Here is a 17,313-nt window from a genome sequence, read left to right as displayed (position 1 = left end):
ACTCGTCCAGGCCGTGCCATTTGTGCCGGTCAGCCGTGGGGCGCCGTTCAGGCCGCGACGGGCGTGCGCACCACCGCGACCGAGCGCGCGGGCAGCCGCACGCCGTCGGCCCCGACCTCGGTCGCCTCGTCCCAGACCAGCACCGGGGCGGCGCCGTCGAGCGGGACCAGGACCGTGTCGTCACCGAGGTTGACCACGACGGCGATGCCCGGGCTCGTCCCGTCGGGGGCCAGCCGGTGCAGCGCGATCCAGCCGTCGTCCTGGGGGTCGACCGTCACCGTCGTGAGGTGGCGGTCCCCCCGGGCGAGGGCGGGCTCGGTGCGTCGAAGGTCGATCAGCGCCCGGTGCCACGCCAGCATCGCGGCGTGGCCGGGGAGCTCGATCTCCTCCCACCGCAGCCGCGAGCGCTCGAACGTCCCGTGGTCCTGCGGGTCGGGCACCTCGACGTCCTCGCCGTAGACCTCGGCCCAGCCGTGACCGCCGAACTCGCGCAGGCGCCCCTCCGAGACAGCGGCGCCCAGCTCGGCCTCCGGGTGGTCCGTGAAGAACTGGAACGGGCTCGTCGCCGCCCACTCCTCACCCATGAACAGCATGGGGGTGAAGGGGGAGCAGAGCACGAGCGCGGCGGCGGCCGCGAGCGGCGCCGGGTCGGACGCCGCGGTGCCGCACCGGCCACCGGGGCGGTCGCCGATCGCGCGGTTGCCCACCTGGTCGTGGTTCGTGGAGAACACGACGAAGGCCTCCGGGTCCACGTCGTCGGGCACGGGGGAGCCCCAGTCCTCGCCGCGGAACGTCGAGAAGGTGCCGTTGTGCACGAACACGTCGCGGACGGCCGCGGCGAACGTCGACGCGTCGCCGAAGTCGACGTAGTAGCCGTGCTGCTCGCGCTCGAGCATCGCGTGCAGGGCGTGGTGCACGTCGTCGTCCCACTGCGCGGTCATCCCGCGCCCGCCGCGGTCGGTCGGCGTGACCATGATCGCGTCGTTGAGGTCGGACTCCGCGACCAGCGAGAGCGGGCGCCCGACCTCGTGCGCCAGCGCGGCGACGGCGTCGGACAGCTCCGCCAGGACGTGCCGCTCCGAGGTGTCCGCGAGAGCGTGGACCGCGTCCAGCCGCAGGGCGTCGACGTGGAAGTCCCGCAGCCACCGCAGCGCGTTCTCGATCACGAACCGGCGCACCTCGGCGCTGCCGGGGGCGTCGAGGTTGACCGCCGAGCCCCACGGGGTGTGGTGGGTGTCGGTGAAGTACGGACCGAACTCCGCCAGGTAGTTCCCCGACGGTCCCAGGTGGTTGTAGACGACGTCGAGGCAGACGCCCAGGCCGTGGGCGTGGGCCGCGTCGACGAACCGCTGCAGGGCGGCCGGGCCGCCGTACGGCCCGTGCACGGCCCAGAGCGCGACGCCGTCGTAGCCCCAGCCGTGCGCGCCGTTGAACGCCGCGACGGGCATCAGCTCGACCATCTCGACCCCGAGGTCCACCAGGTGCGGCAGCCGGGTGATGGCCGCGTCGAGGTCGCCCTCGGGCGTGAAGGTGCCGAGGTGGAGCTCGTAGGTCACGGCGCCCCGGGCGTCACGACCGGCCCAGGAGCCGTCGGACCAGGGGTGCTCCGACGCGTCGAACCAGCGGCTCGCACCGTGCACGCCGTGGGGCTGCCAGGCGCTGCGCGGGTCGGGGCGGGCGTCCCCGCCGTCGAGGTGGAACGCGTAGTCCTGACCGTGCCGCAGCGCGGGACCCTCCCACCAGCCGTCGCCGACGGCGACGAGCGGCGTGGTGGAGCCCTCGGTGGCCACGGCGGCCGTGGCGACCGACGGCGCCCAGACACGGAGCGCCCCGGTCACGGGGCGACCTCGATCGGGGCGACCTCGAGCAGAGCGACCGGGCCGTGCGCGAGCAGCGTGCCGAGCGGGACGGACCCGCTCGGGTGCACGGTGGTGGGGCGGCGGACGTCGACCCAGCCCGTCGGACTCTCGGGCAGCACCACCTGGTGCTCGCCCCAGCCGCCGATCCCCGCCAGGGACGTGCTCAGGCGGGTGACGACGGTGACGAGCGCGGGCTCGTCGTCGACCGTCCGGGCGAAGGCGAGCGCGTGGCCCGAGGACGTCGGGAGCGCCTGGTAGCCCGACCGCGGACCGACGACCGCGTCGGGGTGCCGACGTCGGGCGCGGAGCGTGGCGGCCACGAGGTGCAGCTTCTCCTCGCCGAGGCCGTGGGGCGAGGCCGTCTCGAGCCGGTGCAGCGTGGCGGCCAGCGCGCGGTGGTCGACCGGGCCGCGGTTGTCCGGGTCGACGAGCGCGATGCGCGTGGTCTCCGCGCCCTGGTAGACGTCCACGGCGCCCGGCAGCGTCAGCTGCAGCAGCGTCTGTCCGAGCGTGGCAGCCCTGACGGCGTGCGACGTGCGCTCGACCCAGCCCAGCATCAGCTCAGTCACGCGCTCGTGCCCGGCGAGCGCCTCGACGAACGCGACCAGCTCCGCCTCGGCCTTCTCGTCGGGGGCGGTCCAGCGCGTCCAGTCCTTCGCCTCACGGGAGGCCTTGACGAGGTAGCGGGTGAGTCGCTCGGTGGCGAGCGGACCCTCCTCGGTCCAGGTGCCGGCGAGCATCTGCCACAGCAGGTTCTCGGTCCGGCCGCCCAGGTGGGCCGGCCGGATCTCGTCGGTCGCGGCCCGCAGGTCGTCCACGAGCTCGACCCACGCGTCGGCGTGCTCGGTCAGCACGCCCTGGCGGGCGCGGACGTCGGCGCCGCGCTTGGTGTCGTGCGTGGTGCCCGCCGTCATCGACGAGGGCTGCCGCTCGGACTGCCGTGACGCCCAGGCGTGCAGGGCGTCCGGTCCGATCGCGAACGAGCCGGGGGACCCACCGACCTCGCACAGGCTCACGAGGTGGGTCCAGCGGTAGAACGCCGTGTCCTCCACCCCCTTCGCGGTGACGGCTCCGCACACCTGCTGGAACCGGATGATGATCTCGTCGCGACGGGTCTCGTGCGTGCGACCGGCGCTGCCGGCCTCCCGCCCGAGGACCAGGTCGACGACGACGGCGAGCGTGTCCGCCCGCTCGTCCGGCAGCCGGGAGGCGGCGCGGTGCGCGGCCTCGTTCACCTGGTGCACGCTGGCACCCGGGGCGTTCTCGCCCGGCACGACGTAGGCGCGGTAGCCCTCCATCGCGACGACGAGCTCGGTGACGCAGTCCCGGATGGCGCGCCACGTGTGGTCGCGCAGGCGGATGTCGTCCGAGCAGACTTCCGCCACCAGGACGGCGAGGCGGTTGACCTCGGCGTGCAGGGACTCCTCCACGACCTGACGCTTGCTCTGCTCGATCAGCGCCGGCAGGCCCATCGGGTCGTCGCCGGTCAGGCGCTGCATGACCCCGGCGAGCGGTCCGGAACCCGCCGGGTCGTGGAGCACCTGGCCGATGCGCCAGGCGGCGTCGTACCCCGTGGTGCCGGCCACCGGCCAGTCCGAGGGCAGCTCCTCCGCGGGCTCGAGGATCTTCTCCGCGACGATCCAGGCGCCGTCGGTCGCCTCGTACAGCTGCTTGAGGTAGCCGCGCGGGTCGGCGAGACCGTCGGGGTGGTCGATGCGGAGCCCGTCCACGTGGCCCGAGCGCACGAGGTCGACGACCACGGCGTGGGTCGCCTCGAACACCGCCGGGCGCTCGACGCGGACGGCCACGAGGGTGCCGACGTCGAAGAACCGTCGGTAGTTGAGCTCCTCGTCGGCCACGCGCCAGTAGGCGAGGCGGTAGTGCTGCGCCTGCAGGAGCTGCGTCAGCGGCAGCTGCTCGGTGCCGGCCCTGACGGGGAACGCGTGCTCGAAGTAGCGCAGCACGGTCGTGGGACCGACGCCGGGCACCTCCAGCGTCTCGAGCGTGAGCTCGTCGCGGGCGATGACCGCTCCGATCCGGTCGCCGAGGACCGGCATGAGGAGGCTGCCCGAGGCGTCCCACTCGACGTCGAACCAGTCGGCGTACGGCGAGTCGGCGCCGTCGGCCAGGACCGACCAGAGCGCCCGGTTGTGCCACGCGGGTGTCGGCACGGCCATGTGGTTCGGCACGATGTCGAGCACGACGCCCATGCCGATCGCGTGGGCCGCGTCGCAGAGCGCCTCGAGCCGCTCGCGACCGCCCATCACGTCGCTGATCCGGTCATGGTCGACGACGTCGTACCCGTGCGTCGACCCGGGGGCCGCCTGCAGGACGGGGGAGAGGTACAGGTCCGTCACCCCGAGGTCGTGCAGGTAGGGCAGCTGCTCCGCGGCGCCGTCGAACGTCAGGTCGGGCCCGAGCTGGAGGCGGTACGTGCTGACGGGGACCCGGGTCATCGGGCGTCCGTGCTCGGGGACTCCGCGGCGGACTCCTCGGGCGCGGCGCTCGGAGCCTCGGCCTCGACGTGGGGCGAGGTCGACGCGCTCGGCGCGATCTCGGCCGCGCGAGCGACCTGGCTCGCGCTGCCCGGGCGGGCGGCCGCGCCGACGGCGGCGGACTCACCCGTGCTGGGGCGTGAGAGCACGACGAGGCTGTGCGGCGCGACGACGACCTCGGCACCCGTGGCGAGCACCTGCCAGTCCTCGACCGAACCGTCCGTGTCGAGCGTGCCGGACCAGGCGTTCCCGTACCGCGCGGACGGCAGCGTGAACGTGACCTCCTCGTGCGCCGCGTTGAACAGCAGCAGGAAGGAGTCGTCCACGATCGGGGCGCCGCGCTCGTCGGGCTCGGTGATCGCGTCGCCGTTGAGGAAGACCGCCAGGGCGCGGGCGTAGTGCGTGTTCCACTCCTCCTGCGTCATCGCGGTGCCGGCCGGGGAGAACCACTGGATGTCCTCGACCTGCTCGCCGTCGGCGTCGGTGACGTGACCGCCGAAGAACCGACGGCGGCGGAAGACGGGGTGCTCGGCGCGCAGGCGGATGACCTTGCGCGTGAACTCCAGCAGCGACTCCTCGGACTCGTCGAGGTCCCAGTCCATCCAGGCGAGCTCGTTGTCCTGGCAGTAGACGTTGTTGTTGCCCTGCTGCGACCGGCCGATCTCGTCACCGTGGGCGATCATCGGCACGCCCTGCGACAGGAGCAGGGTCGCGAGGAAGCTGCGCTGGCGACGACCGCGGAGCTCGAGCACCGCGGCGTCGTCGGTCGGTCCCTCCGCGCCGGAGTTCCAGGCGCGGTTGTGCGACTCGCCGTCCCGGCTGTCCTCGCCGTTGGCGTCGTTGCGCTTCTCGTTGTAGCTGACCAGGTCGGCGAGCGTGAAACCGTCGTGGGCCGTGATGAAGTTGATCGAGGCGATGGGCTTGCGGCCGGTGTGCTCGTAGAGGTCGGAGGACCCCGTCAGGCGGCTGGCGAACTCGCCCAGCGTCGACGGCTCGCTGCGCCAGAAGTCGCGCACCGTGTCGCGGTAGTCGCCGTTCCACTCGGTCCACAGCGGGGGGAAGCCACCCACCTGGTAGCCGCCGTCGCCGAGGTCCCACGGCTCGGCGATCAGCTTCACCTGAGAGATGACCGGGTCCTGGTGCACCAGGTCGAAGAACGCCGAGAGGCGGTCGACCTCGTGGAACTGGCGGGCGAGGGTCGCGGCCAGGTCGAACCGGAAGCCGTCGACGTGCATCTCGGTGACCCAGTACCGCAGCGAGTCCATGATCAGCTGGAGCACGTTCGGCGACCGCATGAGCAGCGAGTTGCCGGTGCCGGTGGTGTCGAAGTAGTGCATCCGGTCCTCGTCGACGAGGCGGTAGTACGCCGCGTTGTCGATGCCGCGGAAGCTCAGCGTGGGTCCCATCTGGTTGCCCTCGGCCGTGTGGTTGTAGACCACGTCGAGGATCACCTCGATGTCGGCCTCGTGCATGGCCTTGACCAGCGACTTGAACTCCTGGACCTGCTGGCCGCGCGTGCCGTAGGCGGCGTAGTCCGCGTGCGGGGCGAAGAAGCCGATCGTGTTGTAGCCCCAGTAGTTCGACAGACCCTTCTCCTGCAGGGAGGGGTCGTTGATGAACTGGTGCACGGGCATGAGCTCGATGGCCGTCACGCCCAGCTTGGTGAGGTGGTCGATCATCGCGGGGTGCGCCATGCCGGCGTACGTGCCGCGGATCTCCTCGGGGATCGCCGGGTGCAGCTGCGTCATGCCCTTGACGTGGGCCTCGTAGATGACGCTGCGGTGGTACTCGTGTGCCGGCGGGTGGTCGTGGCCCCAGTCGAAGAACGGGTTGTGCACGACAGAGGTGAGGGTGTGGCCGAAGGAGTCGTCCGCGTTCATCTCGCTGTCGGGGCCGGGCGGGCTGCCGAACCGGTAGGAGTACAGCGACTCGTCGCCGTCGAGCTCGCCGTCGAACGCCTTGGCGTACGGGTCGAGGAGGAACTTCGACGGGTTGCACCAGTGGCCCTCGGAGGGCTCGTAGGGGCCGTGCACGCGGTAGCCGTAGCGCTGGCCGGGGCCGACGGCGGGGAGGTAGACGTGCCACACGTGGGCGTCGACCTCGGTGACCTCGATCCGCTGCTCCACCCCGTCGTCGTCCACGAGGCACAGCTCGACCCTCTCGGCGACGGAGGAGAAGAGCGCGAAGTTGGTGCCGGAGCCGTCGTACGTGGCGCCGAGGGGGTAGGGGTGTCCAGGCCAGATCTGCATCTGTCCAGATTGACACAGGGATGTGACATTCCGGTCACCTCGTTGGCCGTCTGGTGCTGTTGGCCGATCCGCACCAGCGCGCGAGAAGGTCTCAGTCGGGGCGTCCCAGCCGCACCGGGCCGCGCCAGGGGGCCCGGACGGGCTCACCACCCTGCGTGACGACGATCTCACCCGCCGCGGCGAGCTCCTCGGCCACGGCGCGGACCGTCGGCATCAGCGGGCGCCACGCCTCCCCGCCCACGACGCGCGCCGCATCGCTCGGGCAGGTCGTCCCGGGGGCCCTGGCCGCCGCCAGCGTCCGGATCGTCGCGGCGATCCGGCGACGGCGGTCCTCCTCCGTCGCCGGCTCCCACCACGGCGCCCCGCGCTCGCCGAGCGCCACCTTCGCGTCGTCCACGATCCGGCGGTGCGGTGCCGTGTCCTCCTCGGCACGCTTCGCGGCCCCGACGCCGCGGCGTCCGGTCATCAGGGCGGACCGGAGCTCGGCGGCCAGCGTGTCCGGGATTCCCGGATCGGTGGCGCGCCAGCGTCGGCCGTCGATGACGACGTGGTGCCCGTCGGGGGTCGTCTCGGGTCCGGAGCCCTGCTCGTCGCCGCTCGCGCTGCTGCCGCTCGTCGTCATCGCCCCACCCTCGCCTCGTGCCGCGAGCGGGTCAACGATCGCGACGGTCGGCTCAGCCGGGCCGGCTCGTCGCCGCGATCGTCTCCCGCAGTCGCGCCAGGTCGCCGTCGTCGAGCTCCGCACCCGTCACCCACGCGAACGCGTCGACGTAGCCCTCGCCGTAGTTGTGGCCGTAACCCAGCGGCACGTCGTCCGATCCGGCCACGAACATGTCCGCGAGGAGCTGCAGCCCGGTGATCCCAGGCCACCAGCGCACCCCGGGCACGACGTCCTGACCCGGCCGCTCGTCGAACCAGTCGTCCTCGTGCCAGGCCGTGGGCCACCACCACCACACGACGCCGTCGCTCGGGTGCTGGAGGTAGGCCACCCGGGGGAGTCCGTCGGACCGAGGTCCGCGTACCCCTGGTCGCCACCGTTCGCCGTGCCCCACCGGGCGGTCGCCCCGCCGTCGAGCACGGGGTGGATCTCGGGCGAGCCCGCGTCCCTGGCCCGGGTGAGATCGGACCACAGCGGGGTGAAGCGGGGCGTCCCCGCCCAGACGGCGCCGTCGGCCCGGGCGGTGAGGTCCTCGAGCGAGGGGAACGCGCTCTGGCTGCCGTAGGAGCCGAGCGAGACGCCGAACGCCACGAGCTGGGGGCGGTCGCCCTCGGGCAGCTCGGCCCAGCGCGACTGCACGGCGTCGAACAGGGCCTGGCCCGCCCGTGCGGGCTGGTCGAGGTCGAGCACGAGAGTCACCCAGCTGGGGTTGACGGAGTACTGCATGGCGGCGACCGCCGTGTCGCCGTCCTGCACGAGCTCGAGCGCCTGCACGGCGAGCGGATCCACCCAGCCGGTACCCGTCGTCGTCACGACGGCGACCACCTCGCGCTCCCACGCGTCCGTGCGGTCGAGCTCGGCGACGACCTCCTGCGCCATCTCGTCGAGGTCGACGTCGCCCAGACCGTCATCGTGACCCGCGAGACCGGCGTAGACGCGGATGGGCATCGAGGCCTCGCGCCCCGTCACGGCGGTGAGGCCGGCGGGGTCGAGCCCGCCGGTGACGAAGGTGCGACCCTCGTAGCCGAGGTTCTCCCACGCGATCGTCGACCCGGGGGAGCCCGAGCGCTCGGCCGCCTCGGGGGCCACCGTCCCCGGCCGCGAGGTGGAGTCCCTGGCGGTGAAGGTGGCCGTCATCGAGGCCAGCACGACGTCCTGGAAGATCCCGGAGATCGTCAGCACGCCCACCGCGACGACCGCCGCGAAGCCCAGCGCGCCGGCGAGCTGGCGGGGGAGCCAGCGGCCGAGCAGGCGTCCGAGGGCTGCCCCGGCCCGGCGCAGCCCCGGCCGGCGGCGAGCAGCACGAGCGCGAGCCCGACGGCGGTGACGGCGGTCGTCACCAGGTGCGGCTCCGGCGTCGTCGGCAGGCCCCAGAGCGTCGCGAGCCGACGCTGCGAGGCCGTGCCGGTGAGCAGCGTGACCAGGACGACGACGGCGAGGGTCGCCAGCAGCCACCGCCGCACCGTGTCCCGGCGGGCGCCGCGGGGAGCCGCCGTGACGCCGAAGCGTCGCAGCGCCCACCGCAGGGTGGTCCCGACGGCGTAGCCGAGCACGAGGCTCAGCGCCGAGATGACGCCCTGGTAGAGCCAGCCGCGCGGGATGAGCGACGGCGTCGTCGAGGCGGCGAAGGCCGCGGTGGCGAGCACCAGGCCGGTCAGCGACAGCGAGCGTCCCAGGCGGGACGACGCGCGACCGGCGCGACCGATCAGGACGCGGGCGTCGAGGCCCCCGGGCCGCCGTCGTGGAGCGGGGTCGGCCTCACCCGTCGGGGCGGCGTCGCCGTCACCACGCGGCACGGTCGTAGTCCTTCAGGAAGCACCCGAAGAGCAGCTCGCCGTCCTCCCCGCGCACGATCGGGTCGTAGACGCGGGCCGCGCCGTCGACGAGGTCCAGGGGCGCGTGGAAGCCCTCCTGCGCGAGCCGGATCTTCGTGGTGTGCGGACGCTCGTCGGTGATCCAGCCGGTGTCGACGCTGGTCATGTAGATGCCGTGCTCGGCGAGCTCGCCCGCCGAGGTGCGGGTCAGCATGTTCACGGCGGCCTTGGCCATGTTCGTGTGCGGGTGGCCGGGGCCCTTGTAGCCGCGGTTGAACACCCCCTCCATCGCCGAGACGTTGACGACGTAGGCGCGCCCGGTCGTCGTCGCACTCATCGCCGCGCGCAGCCGCGAGAGCAGGATGAACGGCGCCGTGGAGTTGCACAGCTGGACCTCGAGGAGCTCCATCGGGTCGACGTTCTCGACCGTGGCGACCCAGCTGTTGTGGTCGACCTCGTCGGGGAGCAGGCCGCCGGCGTCGATCGCCGTGCCCGCCAGGTGGCGCTCGAGCGACGCGCTCGCGGCCACGAGAGCCTCGCGCGCGACGCCGCCGGGCGCGACGGCGGTGCTGGGCAGGTCCGTCACCGAGCCGGCGAGCATCGCGGGGTGCGCGGCGCTGGTGCGGCCGAAGGTGATCGTCGGGACGTCAGGGTCGCCGGGGAGCTCGCGCAGCTCGGCGTCGGCCAGCGCCGAGTAGGCGCCGGGGCTGCGTCGCACGGTCTGGGCGGCGTTGTTGATGAGGATGTCCAGCGCGCCGCGGGAGGCGACCTCGTCGGCCAGCGCGACGACCTGGGCCGGGTCGCGCAGGTCGATGCCGACGATCGTCAGGCGGTGCAGCCAGTCGGCGCTGTCGTCCATCGCCGCGAACCGTCGGGCGGCGTCGCGCGGGAACCGCGTGGTGATCGTGAGGTCGGCGCCGTCGCGCAGGAGCCTGAGCGCGATGTACATGCCGATCTTGGCGCGGCCGCCGGTCAGCAGCGCCCGGCGGCCCGTGAGGTCGGTGCGGGCGTCGCGCTTGGCGTGGTTGACCACGGCGCACTCGGGGCAGAGCTGGTGGTAGAACCAGTCGATCTGCGTGAAGTCCTTCTTGCAGACGTAGCAGGGCTGCGGCTGCAGCAGCGTGCCCGCGATGGCGCGGTCGGCCGCGGCCGAGGAGGGCAGCAGGCCCTGCGTCTCGTCGTCGATCCGGCCCGGGCTGCCCGTGGCGGTGGCGGCGATGATCGCTGCGTCGTGCTCGAGCTCGGCGCGTCGCTTCTCGTCGCGCCGGAACTTCTTCGCGAGCTTGTACAGGCCGGCGGTGGCGCGGCGGGCGGCCGCCATGTCGGGGTGGCCGGGCTCGAGGCGGGTGACCTGCTCGGCGACGCGGAGGAAGACCGCCATCTCGGCGGGGTCGACGCCGGGACCGAACGTGACGGGGGAGACGTCGGTGGGCAGCGTGGAGGCAGAGGTGCTCATGGGTTCCTGACGAGGTGCGGAGGCAGCCAGGTCGCATCCGCCGCTGATCGGGGGCCGTGGCCGGAGGCCAGTCTACGGCGGGAGGCGGCGCCCGGCACGGCAGACTGCGGGGGTGCCCGTCGATGTGATCACCGCCATGCTCGCCGCCCCGCCCGACCTCCCGGTCGGAGCCGTGCTGCCCGCGATCACCGGCGCGCTCCGCGAGCGGGGCGTCGCCGTCGTGCATGCCCCGCCCGGGACCGGGAAGACCACCCTGGTGCCGCCCCTCGTGGCCCGGCTCCTCGGGCCGAACGGCGGACGTGTCGTGGTCACGCAGCCGCGCCGCCTCGCGGCCCGCGCGGCCGCCCGCCGCCTCGCCCAGCTGCTCGGTGAGGACGTCGGGGCCACCGTCGGCTGGAGCGTTCGCGGCGACCGGCGCACGAGCGCGGCGACCCGCGTCGAGTTCGTCACGACCGGCGTGCTGCTGCGTCGGCTCCAGCGCGACCCCGAGCTGGCGGGCACCGCCGCCGTCGTGCTGGACGAGGTGCACGAGCGGGCGATCGACGCCGATCTGCTGCAGGCGATGCTGCACGAGGTGCGCCAGACGCTGCGGCCCGAGCTGCTCGTGGTGGCGATGTCCGCCACGCTCGAGTCCTCGCGGCTCGCCCGGCTGTGGGCCGACGACGCGGGTGAGGGCGCCCCCGAGGTCACCTCGCCCGGCGGGCTGCACCCGGTCGAGGAGGTGTGGTGCCCGCCCGCGCGTCCCGTGCGTCGCACCGATGACCGCGGGATGACCCGCGAGTGGGGCGACCACGTCGCCGCCCTCGTCCGGCGGGCCGTGGCCGAGCGGACGGGCGACGTGCTCGTCTTCGTGCCGGGGGTGGGCGAGGTCGACGGCGTCGTCCGCCGCCTCGGCGCGCTCGCCGACGGGTCCGGACCGCTCGAGGTGCTCCGGCTGCACGGGCGGCTCGAGGCGGGCGAGCAGGACCGCGCGCTGACGCCGTCGGACCGGCGGCGCGTGATCGTCTCGACGGCGGTGGCCGAGTCCTCCGTCACGGTCCCGGGCGTGCGCGTGGTGGTGGACGCCGGCCTGGCGCGGGAGTCGCGCACCGACCACGCCCGGGGCCTCGCCGGCCTGGTGACGGTCGCCGTCAGCCGCGACGGCGCCACCCAGCGGGCGGGCCGCGCCGGGCGTGAGGGACCGGGTGCCGTCTACCGTCCCTGGACCCAGGGCGACCACGCGCAGCTCGCGCCGCACCGGCTGCCCGAGATCCTCACGGGCGATCTGGCGGAGCTCGTCCTCACCGCGGGGTGCTGGTCGCGCGACGGCGTGGCCTCGCTCGCGCTGCTCGACGCCCCGCCCGAGGCCGCCCTCGACGCCGCGACGGCCACCCTCCGGGCCCTCGGCGCGCTCGGGGCCGACGGCGCCGTGACGCCGCGCGGCCGGGCGATGGCGCAGGTCCCGACCCATCCGCGGCTCGCGCGGGCGCTGATCGACGGCGCCGCCGTGGTGGGGCGACGTCGTGCGAGCGAGGTGGTCGCGCTGCTGAGCGAGGACGTCAGGGTCGCCGACGCCGACCTCACGGCCGCGCTGCGGGGGCTCCGCCGACGCGGGGGCGGCGGGCGCGGAGAGACGCGGGGAGGTGGCGAGTGGCGGCGGGCGGCGGACCAGCTGCTCGCGAGCGCCCGGTCCCTCGACCTCCCGGAGCGGGCGTCGGGGGCGGTGGGGGGCGAGGACGACGCCGCGGCCGCCGTCGTCGCGCTCGCCTACCCCGACCGCATCGCCCGACGGCGGGCCGACGGCGAGGCCTATCTCCTCGCCTCGGGGACCGGTGCGGTGCTCCCCGACGTCTCGCCGCTACGCGGTGCGCCCTGGCTGGCCGTCGCGGACGCCGGCCGGACGGTCGCTCGGCGCGACGCCGTGATCCGCTCGGCCGTGCCGCTGGACGAGGAGGGCGCGATCGCCGCCGCGCCCGCGCTGCTGGTCGACCGCGAGGTCGTGGAGTTCGACGGCGGGCGGCTGCGCGCGCGCGAGGTGCGCCTGCTCGGGGCGATCGAGCTGCGCTCGCGCCCGCTGGCGCAGCCCGACCCCGAGCGTGTGGTCGTGGCGCTGCGCCACGCCCTGGAGCGCGAGGGGCTCGGCGTGCTGCGGTGGGGCGAGGCGGCGACGGCGCTGCGGACCCGGCTGACGTTCCTGCACGAGCACCTCGGGGAGCCCTGGCCGGCCGTCGACGACGCCGCGCTGCTGGACCACCTGGGGGAGTGGCTCGTGGGACGGCGCATCTCCTCCCTGAGCGACCTGCGACGGCTCGACATGGTGGCGGCGCTGCGCCAGCTGCTGCCGTGGCCGGCGGCGTCGCGTCTGGACGAGCTCGCGCCCGAGCGCGTCACGCTGCCGAGCGGGCGGTCGGCGCGGGTGGACTACTCCGGCGCGGCGCCCGCGGTCGCGGTGAAGATCCAGGACGCGTTCGGGCTGCGTCGCACGCCGCTGCTGGCGGACGGGCGCGTCGCCGTCGTCATGCACCTGCTCTCGCCCGCCGGCAGGCCCGCCGCGATCACCGCCGACATGGCCTCGTTCTGGGAGACGGGCTACGCCGCGGTCCGCTCGGACCTGCGCGGCCGCTACCCGAAGCACGCCTGGCCGGAGCGGCCCTGACCGCGGCCCCGGCCGTGTCGGGGAACGACGAAGGCCCGGGGTCCGCTGGGGACTCCGGGCCTTCGTGCCGGTGGGCGATACTGGTCTCGAACCAGTGACCTCCTCGGTGTGAACGAGGCGCTCTACCGCTGAGCTAATCGCCCGAGCACGGCTTCCACCGTGCGGCCTGACGATAGTAGCCGAGGATCGGTGAGTTCACGAATCGGCGGGATCCCGCCGATTCGCCCCCTGGGTCTCACGCTACGGGTCGAGGTTCTCGCGCTGCTTGACCGGGAACAGCTCGCCCATCGCGAGGGTCAGCGGACCCGGCTCCCGACGCTCGCCGTCGACGGCCGCCACCGGCGAGATCCCTCGCGTCGAGGACGTCAGCGCCACGTGCTGCGCGGTGTGGATCGCGCTGAGCGGGACGGTCTCCTCGCGGACCGGGATCCCGGCGTCGGCCGCCCACTCGAGCACGAGCGCGCGTGTCACGCCGGCCAGCGCGCCTGAGCTCAGCGGCGGTGTGAGCAGCCCGTCCGAGTCCTCGAGGAACACGTTCGTGCCGGTGCCCTCGCACAGCTCACCGCGCGTGTTGCCGAAGATCGCCTCGCCGGCGCCGTGGGCCCGCGCCCGGGCCAGCGCGAGGGCGTTCTCGCCGTAGGACGTCGTCTTCAGGCCGGCCAGCGCGCCGCGCTCGTTGCGCGTCCACGGGACCACGTGCACCCGCGTCTCGCCGTGGTGCGCGACGGCGGAGGCCGCCACCGCCAGCGTGCCCGGCCCGTCGTGGCGGTCCGATCCGAGCGGACCGAGGCCCGCCGTCCAGGTGATGCGCAGCCGCGCGACAACCCCGGGCTCGGCCGCGTTCCACGCCCGGGAGACGTCGGCGACGGCCGCGCGCACGACGGCGTCGTCCGGCGGGGCGATGCCCAGACCGACCGCCGAGGTCCGCAGCCGGGCGAGGTGGCGGGTCAGCGCGAACGGCTCTCCCTCCAGCAGCTCGCAGGTCTCGAAGACTCCGTCGCCCACGACGAAGCCGTGGTCCAGGAGCGAGATGTACCGGCCGTCAGGGTCCACCAGGCCGCCGTCGACCCACGCGATCGTTGTCATGACAAGGGATTGTGCCACCTGGACCCCGTCGTGGCCGGGGAGGCGCGACCCGCGGAATCCTGCCGATTTGGTACTCACGGAAATGCTGGGCTAATGTCTACTCCGCACCGAGGGAAGGACACGGCGGGGAAACGCGCCGGGTCACGAACACGGAGCATGCGGATGTGGCTCAGTTGGTAGAGCATCACCTTGCCAAGGTGAGGGTCGCGGGTTCGAGTCCCGTCATCCGCTCGGAAGTACCCAGGGTGGAGCCCCCCTCTCGAGGGGGCTCAGCCACGGTGGGTTGGCCGAGAGGCGAGGCAGCGGCCTGCAAAGCCGTATACACGGGTTCGAATCCCGTACCCACCTCGCACACCTGGGCGATTGGCGCAGCGGTAGCGCGCTTCCCTGACACGGAAGAGGTCACTGGTTCGATCCCAGTATCGCCCACCAGCCACGAAGGCCCGGAATCCTCGGATTCCGGGCCTTCGTCGTTCTCGGGTCCGTCGTCGCTCCCCGCGTGAGCGCGGGTCGGGCCCGCCGGTACGCTCCCCGTCACCAGCCGTCCCAGCAAGGAGTCACCGTGGCGCGTCACCGGATCTTCGACACGAGCTTCGCGAGCATCTACCCGCACTACGTCGCGAAGGCGGAGCGGAAGGGGCACACGAAGGCGGAGGTCGACCACGTGATCACCTGGCTCACCGGGTACGACGACGCCGGCATCGCGCGCGTGCTCGCCGACGACGTCACGCTCGAGGCCTTCTTCGCCGACGCCCCCGACTGGAACCCGAACGCATCGCTCATCACGGGCACGATCTGCGGCCACAAGGTCCAGGAGATCTCCGACCCGCTGATGCAGCAGATCCGCTACCTCGACCTGATTGTGGACGAGGTCGCCCGCGGCAAGAAGATGACGTCCATCCTGCGGGGCGGCGAGCGCGTCCTGGGCTGAGCGCCCGATCCGCCCGGCCCGTCCGGTGCACCGGCGCGCTCCCGATCCGCGCGGGGCCCGAGGCAGTAGGCTCGAGCGGTCCTACCTCTTCCTCGTCTGGAGTCCGCTGTGCCCGCGATCCACCTCACCCTCGACGGCGTTCCTACCGAGATCGAGGCGGGTACCACGGCGACGACGCTCCTGGCCGGCGAGAAGGGCGGCCCCGCCGTCGTCGCGGTCCGGGTCGACGGCGAGCTGCGCGACCTCGGCCGCGAGCTCACCGACGGCGCCGTCGTCGAGCGCGTCACCATCGACTCGCCGGACGGTCTGAGCATCCTGCGCCACTCCGCGGCCCACGTCCTCGCGCAGGCCGTGCAGCAGGTCGACCCGTCCGCGAAGCTCGGCATCGGCCCGCCGATCACCGACGGCTTCTACTACGACTTCGACGTCGAGACCCCCTTCACGCCCGAGCAGCTCAAGGAGCTCGAGAAGGTGATGGGGCGCATCATCAAGGAGGGCCAGACCTTCCGCCGTCGCGTCGTCACCGAGGACGAGGCCCGCGCCGAGCTCGCCGACGAGCCGTACAAGCTCGAGCTCATCGGGCTCAAGGGCTCCTCGGCCGAGGCGGCCGAGGGCGCGAGCGTCGAGGTCGGCGCCGGCGAGCTGACGATCTACGACAACGTCCGCGGGGCCGGTCGCGACACCGAGGCCGTCGTCTGGAAGGACCTCTGCCGCGGTCCGCACCTGCCGTCCACCCGCCTCATCGGCAACGGCGTCCAGCTCATGCGCAGCGCCGCCGCCTACTGGCGCGGCAGCGAGAAGAACCCGCAGCTGCAGCGCGTGTACGGCACCGCCTGGCCGAGCAAGGACGAGCTGCGCGCCTACACCGAGCGCCTGGCCGAGGCCGAGCGCCGCGACCACCGCCGCCTCGGCAGCGAGATGGACCTGTTCTCCTTCCCCGACGAGATCGGGTCGGGTCTGGCGGTCTTCCACCCCAGGGGCGGCGTCGTCCGCATGGAGATGGAGGAGTACTCCCGCAAGCGCCACATCGAGGCCGGCTACGAGTTCGTCTACTCGCCGCACGCGACCAAGGGCAAGCTGTTCGAGGTCTCGGGGCACCTGGACTGGTACGCCGACGGCATGTACCCGCCCATGCAGCTCGACGCCGAGTACCACGCCGACGGCACGATCAAGCGCGAGGGGCAGGACTACTACCTCAAGCCGATGAACTGCCCGATGCACAACCTGATCTTCGACGCGCGCGGCCGCTCCTACCGCGAGCTCCCGCTGCGGCTGTTCGAGTTCGGCACGGTGTACCGCTACGAGAAGTCCGGCGTCGTGCACGGCCTCACCCGGGCCCGCGGCTTCACGCAGGACGACGCGCACATCTACACCACGCGCGAGCAGATGCGGGAGGAGCTCACGAGCCTGCTGACGTTCGTGCTCGACCTGCTGAAGGACTACGGCCTGGAGGACTTCTACCTCGAGCTGTCCACGCGCAACCCCGAGAAGTCCGTCGGTGACGACGCGACCTGGGAGGAGGCGACGCAGACGCTCAAGGAGGTCGCCGAGGCCTCGGGGCTCGACCTCGTGCCCGACCCGGGCGGCGCCGCGTTCTACGGCCCCAAGATCTCGGTCCAGGCGAAGGACGCGATCGGTCGCACCTGGCAGATGTCGACGATCCAGCTCGACTTCAACCTGCCGGAGCGGTTCGACCTGACCTACCAGGCCGCCGACGGGTCGCGTCAGCGCCCCGTGATGATCCACCGCGCCCTGTTCGGCTCGATCGAACGGTTCTTCGCCGTCCTGCTCGAGCACTACGCGGGGGCGTTCCCCGCGTGGCTCGCGCCCGTCCAGGTGCTGGCGGTGCCGGTCGCCGAGCCGTTCAACGACTACCTGCTCGACGTCGCGAAGCAGCTCAAAGCGGCTGGGGTGCGGGCCGAGGTCGACCTGTCCGACGACCGCTTCAACAAGAAGATCCGCAACGCCACCAAGGACAAGGTGCCGTTCGTGCTCATCGCCGGGGGAGAGGACGCCGAGGCCGGCGCCGTCTCGTTCCGCTTCCGCGACGGCACGCAGCGCAACGGCGTGCCGGTGGCCGAGGCGATCGAGATCGTCCGGACGGCGATCGCCGACCGCGTCCAGGTGTGA

The 17,313-nt window shown here is 73.4% G+C and carries 10 protein-coding genes, 4 tRNA genes and 1 pseudogene; 6 read left to right on the top strand and 9 right to left on the bottom strand.

Annotated elements, in window-relative coordinates; all coding sequences use genetic code 11:
- Window positions 1-47: 47 nt before the first annotated feature.
- The 7 genes and pseudogenes from treZ to C8046_RS02800 all read right to left on the bottom strand — a co-directional run bounded on the left by treZ (window position 48) and on the right by C8046_RS02800 (window position 10,531).
- The gene (gene treZ, locus C8046_RS02840) at window positions 48-1,838 is read right to left on the bottom strand and encodes a malto-oligosyltrehalose trehalohydrolase (RefSeq protein ID WP_109228171.1); all 1,791 of its coding nucleotides are present in this window, start codon (window positions 1,836-1,838) and stop codon (window positions 48-50) included.
- On the bottom strand, window positions 1,835-4,315 hold the full coding sequence (gene treY, locus C8046_RS02835) for a malto-oligosyltrehalose synthase (protein ID WP_109228170.1): 2,481 nt from the start codon (window positions 4,313-4,315) through the stop codon (window positions 1,835-1,837). The genes treZ and treY overlap by 4 nt, the downstream gene beginning before the upstream one ends.
- Window positions 4,312-6,603, bottom strand: a complete 2,292-nt coding sequence (gene glgX, locus C8046_RS02830; protein WP_109228169.1) for a glycogen debranching protein GlgX — start codon at window positions 6,601-6,603, stop codon at window positions 4,312-4,314. The genes treY and glgX overlap by 4 nt, the downstream gene beginning before the upstream one ends.
- Window positions 6,604-6,694: 91 nt before the next feature.
- Window positions 6,695-7,225 carry a DUF3253 domain-containing protein gene (locus C8046_RS02825; protein ID WP_109228168.1) on the bottom strand — a complete coding sequence of 177 codons (531 nt, stop codon included), beginning with the start codon at window positions 7,223-7,225 and terminating at the stop codon, window positions 6,695-6,697.
- A 52-nt stretch (window positions 7,226-7,277) separates the two neighbouring features.
- Window positions 7,278-7,559: an alpha/beta-hydrolase family protein gene (locus C8046_RS20155; RefSeq protein WP_419183540.1), complete on the bottom strand. Its 282-nt coding sequence runs from the start codon at window positions 7,557-7,559 to the stop codon at window positions 7,278-7,280.
- Between the two features lie 98 nt (window positions 7,560-7,657).
- Window positions 7,658-8,814: pseudogene (locus C8046_RS20150) on the bottom strand (alpha/beta-hydrolase family protein); the annotation flags it as partial.
- 229 nt (window positions 8,815-9,043) lie between these two features.
- A complete protein-coding gene (locus tag C8046_RS02800; RefSeq protein ID WP_109228165.1) occupies window positions 9,044-10,531 on the bottom strand; it encodes an SDR family oxidoreductase in 1,488 nt (495 codons plus the stop codon).
- A gap of 112 nt (window positions 10,532-10,643) precedes the next feature.
- On the opposite strand from C8046_RS02800, the gene hrpB reads away from it, so the two are divergent.
- A complete protein-coding gene (hrpB, locus tag C8046_RS02795; protein ID WP_235866053.1) occupies window positions 10,644-13,166 on the top strand; it encodes an ATP-dependent helicase HrpB in 2,523 nt (840 codons plus the stop codon).
- 71 nt (window positions 13,167-13,237) lie between these two features.
- On the opposite strand, the gene C8046_RS02790 is transcribed toward hrpB, so the two are convergent.
- Window positions 13,238-13,309 (bottom strand) — tRNA-Val (locus C8046_RS02790).
- A gap of 97 nt (window positions 13,310-13,406) precedes the next feature.
- The gene (locus tag C8046_RS02785) at window positions 13,407-14,252 is read right to left on the bottom strand and encodes an aminotransferase class IV (protein ID WP_109228164.1); all 846 of its coding nucleotides are present in this window, start codon (window positions 14,250-14,252) and stop codon (window positions 13,407-13,409) included.
- Between the two features lie 158 nt (window positions 14,253-14,410).
- Between C8046_RS02785 and C8046_RS02780 the strand changes: the two genes are divergently transcribed.
- The 5 genes from C8046_RS02780 to thrS all read left to right on the top strand — a co-directional run bounded on the left by C8046_RS02780 (window position 14,411) and on the right by thrS (window position 17,313).
- Window positions 14,411-14,483, top strand: a tRNA-Gly gene (locus C8046_RS02780).
- A gap of 46 nt (window positions 14,484-14,529) precedes the next feature.
- Window positions 14,530-14,600, top strand: a tRNA-Cys gene (locus C8046_RS02775).
- A 9-nt stretch (window positions 14,601-14,609) separates the two neighbouring features.
- A tRNA-Val gene (locus tag C8046_RS02770) sits at window positions 14,610-14,684 on the top strand.
- Between the two features lie 130 nt (window positions 14,685-14,814).
- Window positions 14,815-15,183, top strand: coding sequence for a DUF2200 domain-containing protein (locus C8046_RS02765; protein WP_109228163.1), 369 nt, complete (start codon window positions 14,815-14,817; stop codon window positions 15,181-15,183).
- Between the two features lie 108 nt (window positions 15,184-15,291).
- The gene (thrS, locus tag C8046_RS02760; protein ID WP_109228162.1) at window positions 15,292-17,313 is read left to right on the top strand and encodes a threonine--tRNA ligase; all 2,022 of its coding nucleotides are present in this window, start codon (window positions 15,292-15,294) and stop codon (window positions 17,311-17,313) included.

The sequence above is a fragment of the Serinibacter arcticus genome (assembly GCF_003121705.1).
Lineage (GTDB): Bacteria > Actinomycetota > Actinomycetes > Actinomycetales > Beutenbergiaceae > Litorihabitans.
Note: the sequence above shows the minus strand (reverse complement) of the source record. Positions and strands in the feature narration are given on the sequence as shown.